Source organism: Bacillus sp. 0909A, from assembly GCF_036765115.1.
Taxonomy (GTDB): domain Bacteria; phylum Bacillota; class Bacilli; order Bacillales; family Bacillaceae; genus Bacillus; species Bacillus mojavensis.
This window is the reverse complement of sequence record NZ_JBAIZU010000002.1, coordinates 499,765-518,603: the sequence shown is the minus strand read 5'-3', so window position 1 is coordinate 518,603 and position 18,839 is coordinate 499,765. Positions and strand designations below refer to the sequence as shown.

Sequence of the window (18,839 nt, the reverse complement as noted above, 5' to 3'; positions counted from 1 at the left end):
TATGAATCTCCCTGTACAAACAGATGAACGCCAGCCGCAGCAGCACGTTCAGGTGCCGGACGAATGGTTTGTTCCGAATCAGGAAAAGACCCAAGAAACCGATTCAGTCAAACGGCCGAGTTTGTCCTACGCGCAGGATGCCTGGAGGAGGCTGAAGAAAAATAAACTAGCGATGGCCGGGCTTTTTATTCTTTTATTTCTATTTGTGATGGCAGCAGTTGGTCCTTTTTTATCCCCTCATAGTGTCGCGCGCCAATCGCTGACAGAACAAAACCTTCCCCCTTCTGCAGATCATTGGTTCGGTACAGATGAGCTTGGCCGGGATGTGTTTACACGAACATGGTACGGAGCGAGGATTTCGTTATTTGTCGGAGTGATGGCTGCACTGATTGATTTTTTGATCGGTGTCATTTATGGAGGCATTGCCGGCTATAAAGGCGGCAGAACAGACAGTGTTATGATGCGGATTATTGAAGTGCTGTACGGGCTGCCGTATCTTCTTGTTGTCATTTTGCTGATGGTCTTGATGGGTCCGGGGCTTGGCACCATTATCGTAGCGCTGACTGTTACGGGATGGGTCGGCATGGCGAGAATTGTAAGAGGCCAGGTGCTGCAAATAAAAAATTACGAGTATGTGCTCGCCTCGAAAACCTTTGGTGCGAAAACCTTTCGCATCATTCGCAAAAATTTGCTGCCGAATACAATGGGCGCGATCATCGTACAAATGACTTTAACTGTACCTACCGCCATATTCGCAGAATCATTTTTGAGCTTTCTCGGTCTCGGCATTCAAGCGCCGTTTGCCAGCTGGGGTGTGATGGCGAATGACGGCCTGCCGACCATTTTGTCTGGGCATTGGTGGCGCCTGTTCTTTCCTGCCTTTTTCATCTCATTAACGATGTACGCGTTTAATGTGCTGGGGGACGGATTGCAGGATGCACTGGACCCTAAGCTAAGGAGGTAGCTGTATGGAGAAAGTTCTGTCAGTCAATGATCTGCACGTTTCTTTTACGACTTACGGCGGGACGGTTCAGGCGGTCAGAGGCGTGAGCTTCGATTTGTACAAAGGGGAAACCTTTGCCATTGTCGGCGAATCGGGCTGCGGCAAAAGCGTCACCTCTCAAAGCATTATGGGACTGCTCCCGCCCTATTCAGCGAAGGTGACAGACGGCAGCATTTTATTTAAAAACAAAGACCTTTGCCGTCTCTCTGACAGAGAAATGAGGAGCATAAGGGGTGCGGACATTTCAATGATTTTTCAAGATCCGATGACGGCGTTAAACCCGACGCTGACTGTCGGAGACCAGCTGGCAGAAGCGCTTCTTCGTCACAAGAGGATGAAGAAAAAGGCTGCTGAGAAAGAGGTTCTTTCTATGCTGGCATTGGTCGGCATTCCAGATCCTGAAGCACGCCTGAAGCAGTATCCCCATCAATTCAGCGGCGGCATGAGACAGCGGATTGTCATTGCGATGGCGCTGATCTGCGAGCCTGATATTTTAATAGCGGATGAACCGACAACTGCCCTTGACGTCACCATACAGGCGCAAATTCTGGAACTGTTTAAAGAGATTCAGAGAAAAACAAAGGTTTCTGTCATTTTGATCACACACGATTTAGGGGTGGTTGCCCAGGTGGCTGACAGGGTGGCAGTGATGTATGCCGGAAAAATAGCGGAAATTGGCACGAGAAAAGATATATTTTACAAGCCGCAGCACCCTTATACAAAAGGGCTGCTGAATTCCGTCCCGCGGCTGGATCTTGAAGACGCTGAGCTGATTCCGATTGACGGCACGCCGCCGGATTTATTTTCACCGCCGCCGGGCTGCCCATTTGCCGCCCGCTGTCCGAGCAGAATGATCGTGTGCGACAGGGTATACCCTGATCAAACCGTTCGATCCGGCACGCACGCTGTTCACTGCTGGCTTCAGGATAAACGGGCTGAGCACGCGGTGCTGCCGGGAGCGAAGGATGAATAACGAAAAAGGGGGAAGAGGATGAAGAGAGTGAAGAAGCTATGGGGAATGGGTCTTGCACTGGGACTTTCATTTGCGCTGATGGGATGCACGGCAAATGAGCAGGCTGGAAAAGAAAGCGGAGAAGATAAGGCGAAGACAAGCGGAGAAAAGGTACTGTACTTAAATAATGAAAATGAACCGACTTCGTTTGACCCGCCGATCGGTTTTAATAATGTGTCTTGGCAGCCGTTAAATAACATCATGGAAGGGTTAACGCGCCTCGGTAAAGACAATGAACCGGAGCCGGCGATGGCAGAGAAGTGGTCTGTGTCGAAGGATAAAAAAACGTACACATTTACGATTCGGGAAAATGCGAAATGGACGAACGGAGACCCTGTGACAGCCGGAGATTTTGAATACGCTTGGAAACGGATGCTTGATCCGAAAACAGGAGCATCTTCCGCGTTTCTCGGCTACTTTATTGAAGGCGGCGAAGCCTATAACAGCGGAAAAGGGAAAAGAGACGATGTGAAGGTGACGGCAAAGGATGATCATACCCTTGAAGTGACACTTGCCGCGCCGCAAAAATATTTCCTGAGCGTGGTGTCAAACCCGGCGTATTTTCCGGTTAACGAAAAAGTTGATAAAGAAAATCCAAAGTGGTTTGCTGAAGCTGATACATTTGTCGGCAACGGCCCGTTTAAACTGGCGGGATGGAAGCATGATGACAGCATCACAATGGAAAAAAGCGATACGTACTGGGATAAAGAAACCGTTAAGCTTGACAAAGTGAAATGGGCAATGGTGAGTGACAGAAATACAGATTACCAAATGTTTCAGTCTGGAGAATTGGACACCGCATACGTACCGGCTGAGCTAAGTGACCAGCTGCTGGATCAAGACAACGTGCACATCGTTGATCAGGCGGGTTTATACTTTTACCGCTTTAATGTCAATATGGAGCCGTTTCAAAATGAAAACATCAGAAAAGCCTTCGCAATGGCTGTTGATCAGAAGGAAATCGTAAAATACGTCACGAAAAACAATGAAAAACCGGCGCACGCTTTTGTTTCGCCCGGGTTTACACAGCCTGACGGCAAGGACTTCCGGGAAGCGGGTGGAGACCTGATCAAACCAAATGAAAACAAAGCGAAGCAGCTGTTAGAAAAAGGAATGAAGGAAGAGAAGTATGACAAGCTGCCTGCGGTCACGCTTACTTACAGTACGAAACCGGAGCATAAAAAGATTGCTGAAGCCATCCAGCAAAAATTGAAAAATACTCTTGGCGTCGATGTGAAGCTGGCCAATATGGAGTGGAACGTGTTTTTAGAGGAGCAAAAAGCGCTTAAGTTTCAATTCTCACAAAGCTCATTTCTGCCTGACTATGCGGACCCTATCAGTTTCCTGGAAGCCTTCCAAACAGGAAATTCGATGAACCGCACAGGCTGGACCAACAAAGAATATGATCAGCTGATGAAGCAGGCGAAAAATGAAGCGGATGAAAAAACGCGTTTTTCACTCATGCATAAGGCGGAAAAGCTTCTCATCAATGAAGCACCGATCATTCCGGTTTATTTCTATAATCAGGTCAATCTGCAAAACGAACATGTAAAGGACATCGTCCGGCACCCTGTTGGCTATATCGATTTAAAATGGGCCGATAAAAACTAACACGGCGATTGAGAAAATACTGCTCTCTTTATGTGAAGGAGCGGTATTTTTTCTCTTTTTTGTACGTATACGTAGGGTGCAGAGCAAATGAAGGGAGCTGATCGGAGTTGAATCACAAGCCGAACGCACTGAAAAAAGGCGATACAGTCGGTGTCATCGCACCTGCAAGCCCGCCTGATTCGAAAAAGCTTGACACGGCGCTTTTGTTTTTAGAGGAGCTCGGCCTTCAGGTAAAGCTGGGCAAGGCGCTGAAAAACCAGCACGGCTATTTAGCGGGACAGGATGATGAGCGGCTGGCTGATCTGCACGAGATGTTCAAAGACCAGGAGGTGAAAGCGGTGCTGTGCGCATGCGGAGGCTTTGGCACGGGACGGATCGCCTCAAGCATTGATTACAGCTTGCTCCGCAAACACCCTAAAATCTTTTGGGGATACAGTGATATTACGTTCTTACATACAGCCATCCATCAAAACACAGGCCTCGTCACTTTTCACGGCCCGATGCTCAGCTCAGATATAGGCCTTGAAGACGTTCATCCCCTGACAAAAGCGTCGTATCAGCAGCTGTTTCAAGAGACGGCATTCACCTATACAGAAAAACTTTCTCCACTGACGGTGCTTGTTCCGGGAAAAGCGGAAGGGGAGCTTGTCGGAGGTAATCTTTCCTTGCTGTCATCGACACTCGGCACGCCGTTTGAGATTGATACGAGGGGAAAGCTCCTGTTTATTGAGGATATTGACGAGGAGCCGTATCAAATTGACCGGATGCTGAATCAGCTGAAAATGGCAGGGAAGCTGTCGGACGCAGCCGGCATTCTTGTTTGTGATTTTCATAACTGCATCCCGGTGAAACGGGAGAAATCTTTGACACTTGAGCAGGTGCTCGAAGACTATATTGTGTCCTCCGGAAGGCCTGCTCTTAGAGGGTTTAAGATTGGCCACTGTTCGCCGAGTATTGCCGTTCCGGTCGGTGCGCACGCCGCCATGGATACAGCCAAAAAAACGGTCGTCATTGAGGCGGGCGTTTCTGGAGGGGCGTATTGAGTATGAAAATAATAAAAATAGACACCAAACGGGTCGCCGTGCCGCTGACAAAGCCGTTTAAAACGGCGCTTCGCACAGTGTATACAGCTGAATCTGTGATCGTAACGATCACTTATGACAATGGCGCAATCGGATGGGGAGAAGCGCCTCCGACGATTGTGATTACCGGAGACAGCATGGACAGTATCGAGAGTGCGATTCACCACGTCTTAAAGCAGGCACTGCTTGGAAGAAGCCTTACCGGCTGCGAGGCCATTCTGCATGACATCCAGCATCTTCTGGCAGGAAATCAAAGCGCAAAAGCAGCTGTGGAAATGGCTGTATACGACGGCTGGGCGCAGATGAGCGGGCAGCCGCTTTACCAAATGCTCGGCGGATATCGAAGTACACTTGAAACGGACTACACCGTCAGTGTGAACCCGCCTGAAGAGATGGCGGCGGATGCAGAGCGTTTTCTTAAACAAGGCTTTCAAACGCTAAAAATAAAGGTTGGCAGAGATGACATTGAGACAGATATCGCCCGTATTCAAGAAATCAGAAAACGTGTCGGGCCTGGGGCGAAGCTTCGATTGGATGCCAATCAGGGATGGGCGCCGAAAGAAGCGGTAACGGCTATTCGGAAAATGGAGGATGCCGGCCTGGACATTGAGCTTGTCGAACAGCCTGTCCATAAGGATGATATTGCCGGGCTCAAGAAAGTGACGGATGCAACGGACACGCCAATCATGGCTGATGAAAGTGTATTTACACCGCGACAGGCATTCGAAGTCCTTCAAACCCGCAGCGCCGACCTGATCAATATTAAATTGATGAAGGCAGGAGGAATCAGCGGAGCAGAGAAAATCAATGCCATGGCAGAGATTTGCGGGGTGGAGTGCATGGTCGGCAGCATGATCGAAACAAAGCTCGGCATTACAGCTGCGGCGCATTTCGCAGCAAGCAAAAAAAACGTTACGCGCTTTGACTTCGATGCCCCGCTCATGCTGAAAACGGATTTGATTAAGGGCGGAATTGTATACAGCGGCAGCACGATTACGTTGCCTGACAAACCGGGTCTTGGTATTACAGGAGTTGTGCTTCAGAAAGGAGAAACGGAGACATGAACCATACTGTTATATCAGCAGTTGCCAACATATGGACAGCGCCTGATTCACCTCGTCCATTTGATCACACAATGCTCGATCCAACCGTGTCGATCAGAGAATGGCTCAAGAGCATGACCTATGATCAGCGGCTTGGGTTATGTAAAGATAATGTGATCCAAACGCAGGTTCTCTTTGGCGAGGAGGTGCTGGTCACGGAGGAACAGGATGAATGGGTGTCTGTCGTTGTGCCCGGCCAGTCATCCCGCAAGGATAAACGCGGATATCCGGGCTGGATGAAAAAGAACCAGCTGATAAACACAAATCTCACACAATCGAATCACACCGTGTCGATCAGCAAACCAACAGCTTTTTTGTATGGGGATACCCGAGAAAAGGAAATTGAGCTGAGCTTCTTAACTGCTCTGCCTCTGATTAGTGAAGAGGACGGCTTTTTCAAAGTAGCGACTCCTATTGGAGATAGGCTTCTGAGAAAAACTGATGCGGAGCTTGTTCAGCATAAGAAAGGAACGGCCGAAGACATCATTCAGACAGGGGCATGTTTTCTCGGACTTCCTTATTTATGGGGAGGTATAAGCGGATTTGGATTTGATTGCTCTGGTTTTATGTACAGCTTATTTAAAGCCAATGGGTACGGTATTCCCCGTGATGCGGGAGACCAAGCGAAAACAGGGAAGGAAGTGCCGCTTCACGAGATCGGTGCCGGTGATCTGCTATTTTTTGCATATGAAGAAGGAAAAGGAGCAATTCATCACGTGGGTCTGTCCATAGGAGACGGAAAAATGCTTCATTCTCCTAAGACAGGGAAATCGATCGAAATCATCACGCTGAAAAATACAGAATATGAAAAAGAGCTTTGTGCGGCACGCCGCTGTTTTTCAGAATGAGGAGGGAGACACATGACACCACTGCTAGAGGTCAGTCAGCTGAAAATGCATTTTGACGCAGGGAAAAAGCGAACAGTCAAAGCGGTCGACGGGGTAACCTTCCAGGTTCATGAGGGGGAGACGTTCGGGCTTGTCGGGGAATCAGGCTGCGGGAAATCAACCTTGGGAAGAGTGCTGATGCGTCTATACCATCCCACAGAAGGAAGCGTCAAATACCGCGGAACCAATATTCACGCCCTCAGTGAGAAAGAGCAGTTTGCCTATAACCGCAAACTGCAGATGATTTTTCAGGACCCTTATGCATCGCTCAATCCGAGGATGACAGTTCGAGAAATCATTTTAGAGCCGATGGAAATTCACAATCTTTACAATACTCATAAAGCGCGGCTCCTCGTTGTGGACGAGTTGCTTGAGGCAGTAGGGCTTCACCCGGATTTCGGCAGCCGTTACCCACACGAATTCAGCGGAGGCCAAAGGCAGAGGATTGGGATTGCCAGAGCGCTGTCATTGAATCCAGAGTTCATCGTAGCGGACGAGCCGATTTCTGCGCTTGATGTGTCGGTTCAGGCACAAGTGGTCAACCTGCTGAAGCGGCTTCAAAAAGAAAAAGGACTCACCTTTCTGTTTATTGCCCATGATTTATCGATGGTAAAGCATATCAGCGACAGAATCGGCGTTATGTACTTAGGCCACATGATGGAAATTACAGATAGCGGCACATTGTATCGTGAACCGCTGCACCCGTATACGAAGGCGCTGCTGTCTTCGATTCCGATTCCGGACCCTGAGTTAGAGGACAAGCGTGAGCGCATTATTTTAAAAGGGGAGCTGCCGAGTCCGGTTCATCCGCCGAGTGGCTGTGTGTTTCGGACGCGCTGCCCGGAGGCGATGCCTGAATGCGGGGAATCACGCCCTTTGCTTCAAGAAATCGAAGCCGGCCGTTTCGTTGCCTGCCATTTATATCGAAATGCTGAGACGAAAGAAAAGGTGAGATAAATAAAAAGCTGGCCCGTTATGAGGAGCCAGCTTTCTTTTATGATTGCTGTAAAAATTTCACGCACACCGGATAAGGAACAGAAACGGTTGAAGGAAGCAGTGTCAGTCGTCCTGTCTCTGTGTCTCTTTCAAACAATACGAGATTGCCTGTTTCTTCGTTTGAAGCGACAAGGAAGGACTCCGTTGGATCCAGCACAAAGTCACGAGGCCAGTTTCCTTCAGTCGACACTCTTTCCACGAATGCCAGCTCGCCTGAATATTGATTCACTTCAAACACAGCGATACTGTCATGGCCGCGGTTTGCTACGTAAACAAAACGGCCGTCCTGTGTGACATGAATGGCGCTTCCCTGGCTGTTATCTGTGAAATCATCAGGAATGGCAGAGACGACTTGAAGTTCTCTGAATTCGCCGGCTGTCGGATTGTATTCAAGCGCAATTACTTCATTGCTTAATTCTGTCATGACATAAGCGTACTTTTCTTTTGGGTGAAAAGCGATATGACGAGGGCCTGCACCTGGAGCGAAGGAATGGCTGCCAGATTCCTTCAATTCACCGTCTTTTAGCTTATAGGTGTACAGCTTATCTGTCCCTAAGTCAACCGCTACAACATAATTATGTTCAGGTGTAAAGCCCGCATAGTGTGTATGTGGCTTTTCCTGTCTTTCATGCGGACCCTTTCCTATATGGGCGGCTTCTGAAGCGGGGGATTGCAAACCTCCGTCTTTTTGAACCGGAAAAGCGTGCACCTTCCCGCTGTGATAGTTGGCTGTCAATACGTATTGCTGATGATCATCGATGCTTACATGACATGGCGATGGGCCATCGATTAACTGATGATTCAGAAATGTTAATTCTCCGCTGTTTTTATCGATTTGATAGGCAGCAACACCGCCTATTCCGTCTGCTTTTTCAATTGAATAAAGAATCGTGTTGTCTTTATTCGGCGTCACATATGTGGGGTTTCCCAGCTTTGCAGCAAGCTTTGGCTCGCTGAGTGTTTTTTTGTCAGTATCCAGCTCAAATGAATAAATGCCTTCACTTCCGCCTTTTGTATATGTTCCGACATATCCTATGTACTTTGTCATGCGATTTCCCCCTTAAAAATGATGTCATCTCTATATTAACGTATCTTGGTGAAATACGCTGTTTAAAACAAGAAAAAGGGGAATATTCTTCATTCGCCTCGAATGAGCGGCATCGTACAGCATCTGAAGGAACCGCCTGATTTGATAATTTCTGACAAGTCAATTTCGATGATGTGATAGCCTCTTTTGGATAATTCACGATTGACATGACGATTGCCCGGCAGGCTGATGATGGTCTTTCTGCCGATAGATAGGACATTGGTGCCAAGTGTAAATTGTTCGTTTTCCGGTACCTCAATGAGATTGTAACGGTCTGCCAGCATATCGACTTCCTGCTGGGGAAGGGCTTCAGGGTAGATTAACGCTTCGCTTTCAGAAATGATATTAAATACGCAGTCCAAATGCAGAAATTTTTCATCGAGCGGAACTGGGATAATGGTGTATTCAGGAAGCTCTTCTTGCAGCTGGCCGACCGCTGAGATGTCCGTCCGCTGGCTGATCCCGACATAAACGGTATCACCATCTATGACGACGTCACCGCCTTCAATGCTAGTATCGAGCATCCGGGTATAAGGAATCCCTTGATTGTGGAAAAATTCTTTTATCACAGCTTCTTCCCCTTGGCGAATGGGCTCAGTCATGCTGGAAAGAAAGGCTTTTTCCCCGATGACAAAACCGATATCCCGGGTAAATACCTGCTCAGGCAGTCCGTGTTGAACAGGCAAAAGGATGACCTCAATACTGTGTGACCTGAGCTCTTCTACTAAGCGGCTGTGCTGCTCTTTGGCGGTTTTGACTTGAATATTGTCATCTTCAAAATGTTTTTGGGTTTCATTAATCACGTCCTTAATTGTCATATGCTCGGGTTTGCATAAAATAACTTTCTTTAAGGTGCCATATTCTGTTTGGCATACGGTTTTGTGCTGATGTTTTGGAACGGATACATCCATTTGTTTCTCCTCCTGACCGTGTGAAATACGTATATTATTCCCTCATCATTCTGATCATTAAACATTCCAGAACGAAAACCTCACAGACAAACCATTTTAAATTTTAGACAAATGGATGAGAATATTGTTTAATAGGAGAATATGAGTGCATTTACTAATCGATCAGACATCAAAGGGGAGAAAGGTATGGAAGCACAGGAAACAAAATTTTGTAAAGAGTCAAAGGTTGTAAAAACAAGCAGGGTATTCCCTCTTGATACAAACAATCATAATACGCTGTTTGGCGGAAAACTGATGAGTTATATCGATGATATTGCGTCTATTTCCGCAGCGCGCCATTGCAGACGTGATACGGTAACAGCTTCGATGGACTCTGTTGATTTTCTGAAACCGATCGGGCAAAGGGAGTCTGTCTGCCTGGAATCTTATGTGACTTGGGTGGGCACATCTTCCATGGAGGTGTTTGTAAAAGTCATCAAAGAGCATCTGATGACTGGTGAAAGGGAGCTCGCCGCGACATCCTTTTTGACCTTTGTCGCATTAGACTCCAACGGCAAGCCGGTGCCTGTGCCGAGAGTTGTACCGGAGACAGAAGAGGAAATCATGCTGCATAACACAGCGGTTCAGCGTGCAAGTGAACGGAAAAACCGAAAAAAACACAGTCAGGCGCTGGCAAATGCGCTCGGAACAGACAAGCCTTGGTAAACATGAAACCCAAAACAAATTTGTTTTGGGTTTTTTTTGTGCCTTCGGATTATTTCGCTGCTGAGGCTGATAAACCACAAAGATTAGGCCGTTTTTGCTAGGGGATTCTATACAAAAGCAACAATTGTCACGTTAAATTGATAATTTTGTGGCAACTTTTTTAAAGATTCATTTAAAATATATCTTTTGAGGGCGAGATCATGTATTTTAAAGGTATATTTAAAATACATCTTTTTGGAAGGGTTGTTAAACGATGTTAGATAACAAAACAATCGAAATCATAAAAAGTACTGTGACAGTATTACAGCAGCACGGTGAATCCATTACAGGACGTTTTTACGACCTCATGTTCCAAGATCATCCTGAGCTTTTAAACATTTTTAATCAAACAAACCAAAAGAAAAAAACACAGCGTACTGCCTTGGCGAATGCTGTTATTGCAGCTGCCGCCAATATTGACCGGCTTGGCAATATCATTCCGGTCATCAAACAAATCGGCCATAAACACCGCAGTATCGGCATTAAGCCTGAACATTATCCGATTGTCGGCAAATATTTGCTGATTGCCATTAAAGATGTTTTGGGAGATGCAGCGGCTCCTGACATAATGCAGGCGTGGGAGAAAGCGTATGGGGTAATAGCTGACGCGTTTATCAGAATTGAAAAAGAAATGTATGAGCAGGCGGAACGCCAAACCGGCGGATGGAAGGAGTATAAGCCTTTCGTCATAGCGAAAAAAGTGCGTGAAAGCAAAGAAATTACATCCTTCTATTTGAAACCGGAAGACGGCAAGCCGTTATGTGAATTTCAAGCAGGGCAGTATATCAGCATCAAAGTCCGGATTCCTGATTCTGAATATACGCATATCCGTCAATACAGCCTGTCCGATATGCCGGGAAAAGACTATTATCGAATTTCAGTTAAGAAAGAAGGTGTGGTGTCTTCTTATTTACACAATAAGCTGCAAGAGGGGGATTCATTAGAAATCAGCGCACCGGCAGGAGATTTTGTTTTAGATTCCTCATCCCGTAAAGATATTGTTCTGCTTAGTGCCGGAGTTGGCATTACACCGATGATCAGCATGCTGAAAACGTCTGTTTCCAAACAGCCTGAGCGGCAGATTGTGTTTATCCATGCTGCGAAAAATAGTGAATACCACGCGCTACGCGATGAAGCAGAAGAGGCAGCAGAGCATTCTTCTGTTAAAACGGCATTTGTGTATCGCGAGCCAACAGAAAAAGACCGAGCATGTGACATTCAATTTCATGAAGGGCAGATTGATCAGCAGTACCTCAAAGCTCTGATTGCCAATACAGATGCGGATTATTATATTTGTGGTTCACCTTCATTTATCACTCACATGCATAAGCTTGTATCGGAACTTGGATCAGCGCCAGAGTCTATCCATTACGAACTGTTCGGTCCTCAATTAAGTATGGCGAAGTCTATTTCTTAACACACGCGGCTCTTCTCAAATAATGGGAAGAGCTCTTTTTAGGATAATAGAAGAAGGCGGATGAGCGCCTTCTTCTACATTCGTACAATGACTGATCCGCCCCCGCTGGTGCATACGCGATTTTGCTGCTCTTGAATCGTTCTCAGCAATTCATTGTTCACCTCGATGGCTCTGATCAATTGTTCCATTTTAAGCTCTAAACCGGCCAGCCTGTCAGCTGTATGGTATGGCTGATAGGCTGCGGATTTTGGCTGTATGCTTTCATAGTGCCAATTGGCACTCTTATGCTGATGTTTCATGCTGTCCCTCCAATCAACATGGCTTTCTACTATGTTATGTGCCTGCATTCTGCACGTTCGCCTATTTAGATGCTGGATGGAGAGGTAGGATATGCATAGCGTTACAGTCCCAGGGAACAATATATTCATTATGGCTAGCGGATGGAGGGCAATGATCAGTGTTATGGATGGTATGGGCATTTTTACTCAAGCCTGTTATCGTGTTTTCGATTGCTTATATTTTGTTTCGGCTTGCCGGTAAAAAAGCCGTATCACAAATGAACAATTTTGATTTGCTTTTAACCTTCGCAATCGGAACCATTATCAGTGAGCCGATCCTCACATCCAAACTGCCGATGTCTATTTATTACGCGTGCTCCTTTTTATTGCTTTATCTTCTGATGAGCAAGCTTGCTCTATCTAATAAGTGGAGGTGGCTGCTGGTGGTCAGTCCGACAGTGTTAATCCGAAACGGGGATATCGATGAGCGCGGACTCAAAAAAGAGAGGCTGACCGTCAATGAGCTGCTCGGAAAACTGAGAGAAAAGGGCTATGCTGATCCGGCTGATATTGATCTTGCCATCATTGAAGAAACGGGAGAAGTAAGCGTGATCCCGACAGAAGAAGCGAGAGCAGTGCAGATGCGGGATTTGAATATGGAGGCTGAGCGGAACTTTATCCCGATTCCCCTCATATTGGACGGTGAGATCCTTGATCACAATTTGAAGTACCTTCAAAAAAACCGAAGCTGGCTGTTTGAAAAGCTTGAGGAAAAAGGGCACAGCCCAAAACAGCTGTCTTTGATCACGCTCGGCACGTTAAATGACCGCGGTGACATCTCACTCGATTTGAATACATCCAACGATTCACACCATGACCCGTATTTATACAAGCCTGGAAATAACAATTAATTTGCTGCCGACATTCTTTCGCGCTTTTTTATAGATTAGATGTGACTTCTGCACAGGAAATGTTCCCCCTTACGTCAAAATGTACACTTAGGTAAGGAGGGAATGGAACATGAGGGACTTATTCATTAGAAAAGACATGGCGCCGACAGTCAGTCTGCTGTATTCCGCAGTGGAAGAAAACAGCCTTCGTCTGGCATCTATTGTTAGCCGCATGACTCACAGAGAGCTATATTATAAGGGGTCTCAACCAAAAAACAGCACGGCCCAGCTGCTGCAGCATATCGCAAATGTTGATATTAGATGGGTGTGGCGCATAAAGGAGAATCGGGTCCCTGACCATGTTGAAGACATTTTCGGCCCAATGACAGATGAAAGCGGACGATTGCCTGAACCAAAGAATCAGCCGGGTTTAGAAGAGCTTTTGACAAGGCATCAACATGTCGTAAACGAGCTGAAATCGGTATGTAAGACCTTGACGGAGAACGATTTGCATCAAACGCTTTCTTACGAGGGTGACAAGGCAACAGTAAGATGGGGCATCTGGCATATGGCGGATCACAATCGCTATCATCAAGCCCATATTGAAGCCCTCAAAAAAGAATGGAAGCAGGATATAATCAAAAATGCGCGCTGAAACGAAGCTTGAGACCGAACGGATTCGTTTGCGCTGTATGGAGGACAGAGATCAAGAAGCTTTACTTGAGCTTTTCAGCGACCCTGAAGTGATGAAGTATTATTCCGGTTTAAAAGATAAACAGGAAACCCGCGAGTGGATCGCTTGGAACAAAAGAAATGAAAAAGGGTACCGGGTCAGTCTCTGGATCGCCGAGGACAAACAGACGGGGGATTTTTTAGGCCAATGCGGAATCGTGCCTCAGCAAACTGAAAATGAAACGGCGATGGAAATCGGCTATATGTTTGCACGCCGGCACTGGGGAAACGGCTATGCGCAAGAAGCGGCCAAAGCCTGCCTGGACTATGGCTTCAATCATCAGCAGTACGGCAAAATTGCGGCTTTGATTGACCCGGATAACAAAGCGTCTATACGGGTGGCGGAGAAAATCGGCATGCTTTACAGCCGGACGATCAGAAAATGGAATAAACCGATCGCTGTGTATGAAAGAAAATCTTACAATTGAAGACAGCATTGAGGTGTAGTATCATAAGACCAGATAAAGTTTTCTAGGGTTCCGCATGTTAATTGACATGGACTGGTCCGAGAGAAAACACATAGGCGCATCATAACAGCGCATATGCACACGGAGGGAAAAAAGCCCGGGAGAGTCAAGCTCATTAGAGTCGACTGTCCGGGGTTTTTTTGTTTTCGGACAATATAGAAAGAAAGGAATGATGTGATATGAAATGGGGATTGGTTGTGCTGGCCGCCGTGTTTGAGGTTGTTTGGGTTGTGGGCTTAAAGCATGCTGACTCACTCTTAACATGGAGCGGCACTGCTGTCGGTATCATAGTTAGCTTTTATTTATTAATGAAGGCGACAAGCAGCCTGCCGGTCGGTACTGTATACGCCGTCTTTACAGGTCTTGGCACAGCAGGAACGGTGATGAGTGAAATGTTTCTGTTTCACGAACCGGTCGGATGGCCGAAGCTTGTGTTAATCGGTGTGCTCTTAATCGGTGTGATTGGATTGAAACTTGTGACACAGGATGAGGCTGATGAAAAAGGAGGCGAGGCATAATGCTTCATTGGATCAGTTTATTAGGCGCGGGCTTTTTGGAAATGGCAGGCGTCGCACTTATGAATCAATTTGCGAAAGAAAAAAGCGCGAAATGGGTGGTGCTGATCATTATCGGTTTTGCCGCCTCATTTTCCTTATTATCGTTTGCTATGGAAACCATTCCGATGGGCACCGCTTACGCCGTTTGGACAGGCATCGGCACCGCGGGCGGGGCGCTTATCGGCATTCTCTTTTACAATGAGCAGAAAGACGCCAAACGGATCTTCTTTATCGCTTTAATCTTGTGCTCAGCCGTCGGTTTAAAAATGCTGTCTTAAATTGATTTTTATCAAATCTTCAGTATAATGGATAATTAGTTTAGACTTACAAAGATAAGAGGGATTATTCATGAAATCATATATGACCCAGCGGTTAAATGAATACCGTGACGGAAATGAAGATAAAGGGCGCCTCTTAGTCAGCTGTCCCGATCAGCCGGGGATTGTTGCTGCGGTTTCTGCGTTTTTATTGGAACATGGCGCCAATATTATTGAATCCAATCAATACACGACAGATCCTGAAGGCGGGCGTTTTTTCCTGAGAATTGACTTCGATTGCAAGGGCATTCAGGAGAAAAAAGAAAAACTCCAAGACGCGTTTTCGTCTATTGCGGATACATTCGACATGACGTGGAGCTTAACGATGGCCAGCGAGCTGAAGCGTGTCGCTATTTTTGTGTCAAAGGAGCTTCACTGTCTGCATGAGTTGATTTGGGAATGGCAAACAGGCAATCTCATGGCGGAAATCGCGGTTGTCATCAGCAACCATGAAGATGCGAGAGACCTTGTTGAACCGCTGAATATTCCATTCCACTATTTAAAAGCGAACAAAGATATCAGAGCGGAAGTTGAGAAACAGCAGCTTGAACTGCTGGAGCAATATGATATTGATGTGATTGTTCTTGCTCGCTACATGCAGATCTTAACGCCTGATTTTGTGTCAGCTCACCCGAACCGAATCATTAATATCCACCATTCCTTCCTGCCTGCTTTTATCGGTGCCAATCCGTATAAACGGGCTTATGAGCGGGGGGTCAAATTGATTGGCGCAACTTCTCACTATGTCACAAATGACCTTGATGAAGGGCCGATCATTGAACAGGACATTGAGCGTGTTGACCACCGAGACAATGCCGACGCACTGAAAAATATCGGCAGAACGATTGAACGCAGCGTTCTTGCCCGCGCTGTGAAATGGCACTTAGAAGACCGTGTCATCGTTCACGAAAATAAAACAATTGTCTTTAACTAGACTGCCAGACGCCCGCGTAATGCGGGTTTTTTGATGTGTGAAAAACCTTGACAAGAAGCTTTTTTCTTTGCATAATATAAAAAAATCATTGAGCGTTGAAGAGGATTAGTAAGCAGATCTTTCTGTGACAGAGAGCAAAATGAGTGGCTGAAACATTTTGCCGCATGAAACCTGCCGAACCTGCCTTGGAGTCTTAGGGGGAAAACCTAGGCGCATAACCTGGCGTTACAGGGAAGCGGAACGTGCTGAAGTGCGTTCAAACAAGGTGGTACCACGGAAACCCATTTCGTCCTTATCAATAAGGATGAAATGGGTTTTTTTATTGTAAGTTGGCTGGCGAAAAGCCGCGGAGGAGAATAAATGAAAAAACAAAGAATAGTAGTGAAGATAGGAAGCAGTTCGCTTACAAATAGCAACGGAAGCATTGATGAGGTAAAAGTCAGAGAACACGTTCAGGCAATTTCTCTTTTGAAAAAAGCGGGGCATGAACTGATTTTGATTACCTCGGGAGCAGTAGCGGCGGGGTTTTCCAGTCTCGGTTATCCGTCCCGTCCCGTCACCATCAAGGGAAAACAGGCGGCAGCCGCGGTCGGACAAACACTGTTAATGCAGCAATACATGAATCAATTTAAACAATACTCACTTACCCCGGGACAAATCCTTTTGACGAGAAATGATTTTTCGAAAAGAGAGCGGTATCGAAACGCGTATGCAACGATAATGGAATTACTGGAGCGCGGCGTCATTCCGATTATCAATGAAAATGACTCTACTTCTGTTGAAGAATTGACATTCGGGGATAATGACATGCTTTCTGCGTTGGTCAGCGGTTTAATTCATGCGGACCAGCTCATGATTCTCACTGACATTAACGGGCTGTATAATGCCAATCCGAATGAAAATCCTGATGCGAAGCGGTTTGATTACCTGCCGGAGATCACCCCTGAATTGCTGGGATACGCGGGTTCAGCCGGATCAAAGGTCGGCACGGGCGGTATGAAATCAAAGCTGCTGGCCGCACAAACCGCACTATCTCTTGGGGTCAAAGTATTCATCGGAACAGGCAGCGGTGAACAAAAGCTGGCGGATATTTTAGACGGCAGGGGAGATGGGACTTATATCGGCGACAAGGAGCTCTCCTCAATCAACAATACGAGACAATGGATTCAATTCCACTCGCCGATATCAGGAGAAATTGTCATTGATGCGGGTGCCCAAGAGGCGATGGTTCATAACGGAAGCAGTCTTTTACCGGCTGGCGTAGTGGGCGTGAACGGAAGCTTTCCAAAAGGGGCTGTCGTGGAAGTCCGGGGACCGGGCGGTGTGATCGGCAAAGGCCAGACCCATTATTCATCTGAGGAAATTATGGAGGCAAAAGGCAAACGAAGCAATGAGCTTGATTTTGACAAAACGTTTGAGGTCATTCACAGGAATGACTGGGTCAACTTAAAAGACTAGGGGGCGGAAAAATGAGTGAAGTTTCTGTAAAAGCGAAGCTGGCGAAAGAAGCAGCAGCTGAAATGATGATGAGAACAACGGCTGAAAAGAATGAGGCGCTCAGTCTCATTGCAAACGGACTCCGTAAAGAATTGGATTTTCTCTTATCGGAAAATGCAAAAGACATAAAGAACGGAAAAGCAAATGGGTTAACATCCGATGTCATTGACCGTCTCACGCTGGATGAGAAACGCATACGCGACATCGCGGACGCGGTAGAGCTATTGATTGATCTGGCTGACCCAGTGGGCGAATCTCTTGAAACAATTGAAAAAGAGAACGGCCTGTTTATTGAAAAAATCCGTGTGCCGCTCGGCGTTGCCGGAATGATTTATGAGGCGAGGCCAAACGTCACAGTTGATGCGGCTACCCTTTGCCTGAAGACAGGGAACGCGGTTGTTCTGCGGGGAAGCTCCTCAGCCATTCACAGCAATAAAGCACTCGTCAGTGTTATTCACAGAGCGCTTGAGAATTCAGTGCTTCCAATCAACGCTGTGCAGCTGATTGAGGATACGAGCAGAGAGACAGCAAAAGAGCTCTTTACGTTAAATGATGGCTTAGACGTATTGATTCCGCGCGGTGGCAAAAAACTGATCGACCTCGTTGTTAGAGAATCAACAGTCCCAGTATTAGAAACCGGAGCCGGCAACTGTCATATTTTCATAGATGAAACGGCAAATCCGGATATGGCAGAAAGAGTCGTTGTAAACGCCAAAACGCAGCGCCCTTCCGTTTGCAACGCGATTGAATCACTGCTGATCCATAAAGCATGGGCAGAGCAGCACGGAAAAGAATTGCTGACGCAGCTGGAAAAAGCGGGAGTCGAAATCCGCGGTGATGAATTCGTATGTGGACTTCATTCTTCAAGCAAACAGGCGTCAGAAGAAGATTGGGGAACGGAATACTTAGGGCCTGTCATCAGTGTAAAGACGGTTGAAAGTGTACAGGAAGCTGTACAGCATATCCAGAAATACGGCACTAATCATTCTGAAGCCATTTTAACTGAAAATGATAATCATGCGGCTTACTTTCAAACAGCTGTCGATGCCGCCGCGGTTTATCATAACGCGTCGACCCGTTTTACCGATGGCTTTGAATTTGGCTACGGAGCAGAAATCGGCATCAGTACACAAAAGCTTCATGCAAGAGGACCGATGGGTCTTCCTGCATTAACTTCTACAAAATATATCATTAAAGGAACAGGACAAATTCGCGAATAGCTGGGCAATGTTCGATGAAAAAGCTTATCTCGTAACGGGATAAGCTTTTTTGTGCGCTGAAAAATTGACACAGTAAATTAGATTGTGTACAATT

The 18,839-nt window shown here is 46.6% G+C and carries 20 protein-coding genes and 1 riboswitch; of the genes, 17 read left to right on the top strand and 3 right to left on the bottom strand.

The window, feature by feature from the left end; translation table 11 throughout:
- Position 1 precedes the first annotated feature (1 nt).
- The 7 genes from dppC to V6D42_RS07860 all read left to right on the top strand — a co-directional run bounded on the left by dppC (position 2) and on the right by V6D42_RS07860 (position 7,655).
- Positions 2-964, top strand: coding sequence for a dipeptide ABC transporter permease DppC (dppC, locus tag V6D42_RS07890; RefSeq protein WP_168747548.1), 963 nt, complete (start codon positions 2-4; stop codon positions 962-964).
- Positions 965-968: 4 nt separating this feature from the next.
- Positions 969-1,976: an ABC transporter ATP-binding protein gene (locus V6D42_RS07885; RefSeq protein WP_326130588.1), complete on the top strand. Its 1,008-nt coding sequence runs from the start codon at positions 969-971 to the stop codon at positions 1,974-1,976.
- A gap of 18 nt (positions 1,977-1,994) precedes the next feature.
- The gene (dppE, locus tag V6D42_RS07880) at positions 1,995-3,626 is read left to right on the top strand and encodes a dipeptide ABC transporter substrate-binding protein DppE (protein ID WP_333512842.1); all 1,632 of its coding nucleotides are present in this window, start codon (positions 1,995-1,997) and stop codon (positions 3,624-3,626) included.
- Between the two features lie 107 nt (positions 3,627-3,733).
- Positions 3,734-4,669: a S66 peptidase family protein gene (locus V6D42_RS07875; RefSeq protein ID WP_333512841.1), complete on the top strand. Its 936-nt coding sequence runs from the start codon at positions 3,734-3,736 to the stop codon at positions 4,667-4,669.
- Between the two features lie 2 nt (positions 4,670-4,671).
- On the top strand, positions 4,672-5,772 hold the full coding sequence (gene ykfB / locus V6D42_RS07870) for an L-Ala-D/L-Glu epimerase (RefSeq protein WP_333512840.1): 1,101 nt from the start codon (positions 4,672-4,674) through the stop codon (positions 5,770-5,772).
- Positions 5,769-6,659 (top strand): C40 family peptidase, encoded by an 891-nt coding sequence (locus tag V6D42_RS07865; protein WP_333512839.1) that lies wholly within the window; start codon positions 5,769-5,771, stop codon positions 6,657-6,659. Before ykfB ends, V6D42_RS07865 begins: the two co-directional genes overlap by 4 nt.
- 12 nt (positions 6,660-6,671) lie before the next feature.
- The gene (locus tag V6D42_RS07860; protein WP_333512838.1) at positions 6,672-7,655 is read left to right on the top strand and encodes an ABC transporter ATP-binding protein; all 984 of its coding nucleotides are present in this window, start codon (positions 6,672-6,674) and stop codon (positions 7,653-7,655) included.
- Between the two features lie 37 nt (positions 7,656-7,692).
- Here the strand turns inward: V6D42_RS07860 and V6D42_RS07855 are convergent, their stop codons facing one another.
- Positions 7,693-8,742: a lactonase family protein gene (locus tag V6D42_RS07855; RefSeq protein ID WP_333512837.1), complete on the bottom strand. Its 1,050-nt coding sequence runs from the start codon at positions 8,740-8,742 to the stop codon at positions 7,693-7,695.
- Positions 8,743-8,831: 89 nt separating this feature from the next.
- Entirely contained in the window at positions 8,832-9,692 is an 861-nt protein-coding gene (locus tag V6D42_RS07850; RefSeq protein WP_333512836.1) for a dimethylarginine dimethylaminohydrolase family protein, read from the bottom strand.
- A gap of 186 nt (positions 9,693-9,878) precedes the next feature.
- Between V6D42_RS07850 and V6D42_RS07845 the strand changes: the two genes are divergently transcribed.
- Together V6D42_RS07845 and hmpA are read left to right on the top strand one after the other, a co-directional pair.
- On the top strand, positions 9,879-10,397 hold the full coding sequence (locus tag V6D42_RS07845; RefSeq protein WP_010333945.1) for an acyl-CoA thioesterase: 519 nt from the start codon (positions 9,879-9,881) through the stop codon (positions 10,395-10,397).
- Between the two features lie 253 nt (positions 10,398-10,650).
- Positions 10,651-11,853 (top strand): NO-inducible flavohemoprotein, encoded by a 1,203-nt coding sequence (gene hmpA / locus V6D42_RS07840; RefSeq protein ID WP_333512835.1) that lies wholly within the window; start codon positions 10,651-10,653, stop codon positions 11,851-11,853.
- A 74-nt stretch (positions 11,854-11,927) separates the two neighbouring features.
- Here hmpA and V6D42_RS07835 read toward each other — a convergent pair whose 3' ends face one another.
- Positions 11,928-12,152 carry a hypothetical protein gene (locus tag V6D42_RS07835; RefSeq protein ID WP_229148007.1) on the bottom strand — a complete coding sequence of 75 codons (225 nt, stop codon included), beginning with the start codon at positions 12,150-12,152 and terminating at the stop codon, positions 11,928-11,930.
- Positions 12,153-12,310: 158 nt separating this feature from the next.
- Here V6D42_RS07835 and V6D42_RS07830 point away from each other — a divergent pair, with 158 nt between their 5' ends.
- The 8 genes from V6D42_RS07830 (at position 12,311) to proA (ending at position 18,745) form a co-directional block, all read left to right on the top strand.
- Positions 12,311-13,042, top strand: a complete 732-nt coding sequence (locus V6D42_RS07830) for a DUF421 domain-containing protein (protein ID WP_326223125.1) — start codon at positions 12,311-12,313, stop codon at positions 13,040-13,042.
- A gap of 109 nt (positions 13,043-13,151) precedes the next feature.
- Positions 13,152-13,676, top strand: coding sequence for a DinB family protein (locus V6D42_RS07825; protein ID WP_333512834.1), 525 nt, complete (start codon positions 13,152-13,154; stop codon positions 13,674-13,676).
- Positions 13,666-14,181 (top strand): GNAT family N-acetyltransferase, encoded by a 516-nt coding sequence (locus tag V6D42_RS07820; protein WP_333512833.1) that lies wholly within the window; start codon positions 13,666-13,668, stop codon positions 14,179-14,181. Before V6D42_RS07825 ends, V6D42_RS07820 begins: the two co-directional genes overlap by 11 nt.
- Positions 14,182-14,213: 32 nt before the next feature.
- Positions 14,214-14,326, top strand: a riboswitch (guanidine-I (ykkC/yxkD leader).
- Between the two features lie 73 nt (positions 14,327-14,399).
- Entirely contained in the window at positions 14,400-14,738 is a 339-nt protein-coding gene (locus tag V6D42_RS07815) for a DMT family transporter (protein WP_229148014.1), read from the top strand.
- Entirely contained in the window at positions 14,738-15,055 is a 318-nt protein-coding gene (locus V6D42_RS07810; RefSeq protein WP_333512832.1) for a DMT family transporter, read from the top strand. Before V6D42_RS07815 ends, V6D42_RS07810 begins: the two co-directional genes overlap by 1 nt.
- A 70-nt stretch (positions 15,056-15,125) precedes the next feature.
- Positions 15,126-16,028, top strand: coding sequence for a formyltetrahydrofolate deformylase (gene purU / locus V6D42_RS07805; RefSeq protein ID WP_168747561.1), 903 nt, complete (start codon positions 15,126-15,128; stop codon positions 16,026-16,028).
- A gap of 360 nt (positions 16,029-16,388) precedes the next feature.
- Positions 16,389-17,486, top strand: a complete 1,098-nt coding sequence (gene proB, locus V6D42_RS07800; protein WP_333512831.1) for a glutamate 5-kinase — start codon at positions 16,389-16,391, stop codon at positions 17,484-17,486.
- An 11-nt stretch (positions 17,487-17,497) separates the two neighbouring features.
- Positions 17,498-18,745, top strand: coding sequence for a glutamate-5-semialdehyde dehydrogenase (gene proA / locus V6D42_RS07795; protein WP_333512830.1), 1,248 nt, complete (start codon positions 17,498-17,500; stop codon positions 18,743-18,745).
- Positions 18,746-18,839: the final 94 nt, after the last annotated feature.

Excerpts from the sequence above, each read along its gene's own strand:
- V6D42_RS07865 (WP_333512839.1), top strand. The coding sequence starts at position 5,769 with ATGAACCATACTGTTATATCAGCAGTTGCCAACATATGGACAGCGCCT.
- dppC (WP_168747548.1), top strand. The coding sequence starts at position 2 with ATGAATCTCCCTGTACAAACAGATGAACGCCAGCCGCAGCAGCACGTT.
- V6D42_RS07885 (WP_326130588.1), top strand. The coding sequence starts at position 969 with ATGGAGAAAGTTCTGTCAGTCAATGATCTGCACGTTTCTTTTACGACT.
- V6D42_RS07815 (WP_229148014.1), top strand. The coding sequence starts at position 14,400 with ATGAAATGGGGATTGGTTGTGCTGGCCGCCGTGTTTGAGGTTGTTTGG.
- V6D42_RS07810 (WP_333512832.1), top strand. The coding sequence starts at position 14,738 with ATGCTTCATTGGATCAGTTTATTAGGCGCGGGCTTTTTGGAAATGGCA.
- proA (WP_333512830.1), top strand. The coding sequence starts at position 17,498 with ATGAGTGAAGTTTCTGTAAAAGCGAAGCTGGCGAAAGAAGCAGCAGCT.
- V6D42_RS07845 (WP_010333945.1), top strand. The coding sequence starts at position 9,879 with ATGGAAGCACAGGAAACAAAATTTTGTAAAGAGTCAAAGGTTGTAAAA.
- V6D42_RS07860 (WP_333512838.1), top strand. The coding sequence starts at position 6,672 with ATGACACCACTGCTAGAGGTCAGTCAGCTGAAAATGCATTTTGACGCA.
- ykfB (WP_333512840.1), top strand. The coding sequence starts at position 4,672 with ATGAAAATAATAAAAATAGACACCAAACGGGTCGCCGTGCCGCTGACA.
- purU (WP_168747561.1), top strand. The coding sequence starts at position 15,126 with ATGAAATCATATATGACCCAGCGGTTAAATGAATACCGTGACGGAAAT.
- V6D42_RS07825 (WP_333512834.1), top strand. The coding sequence starts at position 13,152 with ATGAGGGACTTATTCATTAGAAAAGACATGGCGCCGACAGTCAGTCTG.
- V6D42_RS07835 (WP_229148007.1), bottom strand. The coding sequence starts at position 12,152 with ATGAAACATCAGCATAAGAGTGCCAATTGGCACTATGAAAGCATACAG.
- V6D42_RS07855 (WP_333512837.1), bottom strand. The coding sequence starts at position 8,742 with ATGACAAAGTACATAGGATATGTCGGAACATATACAAAAGGCGGAAGT.
- V6D42_RS07850 (WP_333512836.1), bottom strand. The coding sequence starts at position 9,692 with ATGGATGTATCCGTTCCAAAACATCAGCACAAAACCGTATGCCAAACA.
- hmpA (WP_333512835.1), top strand. The coding sequence starts at position 10,651 with ATGTTAGATAACAAAACAATCGAAATCATAAAAAGTACTGTGACAGTA.
- dppE (WP_333512842.1), top strand. The coding sequence starts at position 1,995 with ATGAAGAGAGTGAAGAAGCTATGGGGAATGGGTCTTGCACTGGGACTT.
- proB (WP_333512831.1), top strand. The coding sequence starts at position 16,389 with ATGAAAAAACAAAGAATAGTAGTGAAGATAGGAAGCAGTTCGCTTACA.
- V6D42_RS07820 (WP_333512833.1), top strand. The coding sequence starts at position 13,666 with ATGCGCGCTGAAACGAAGCTTGAGACCGAACGGATTCGTTTGCGCTGT.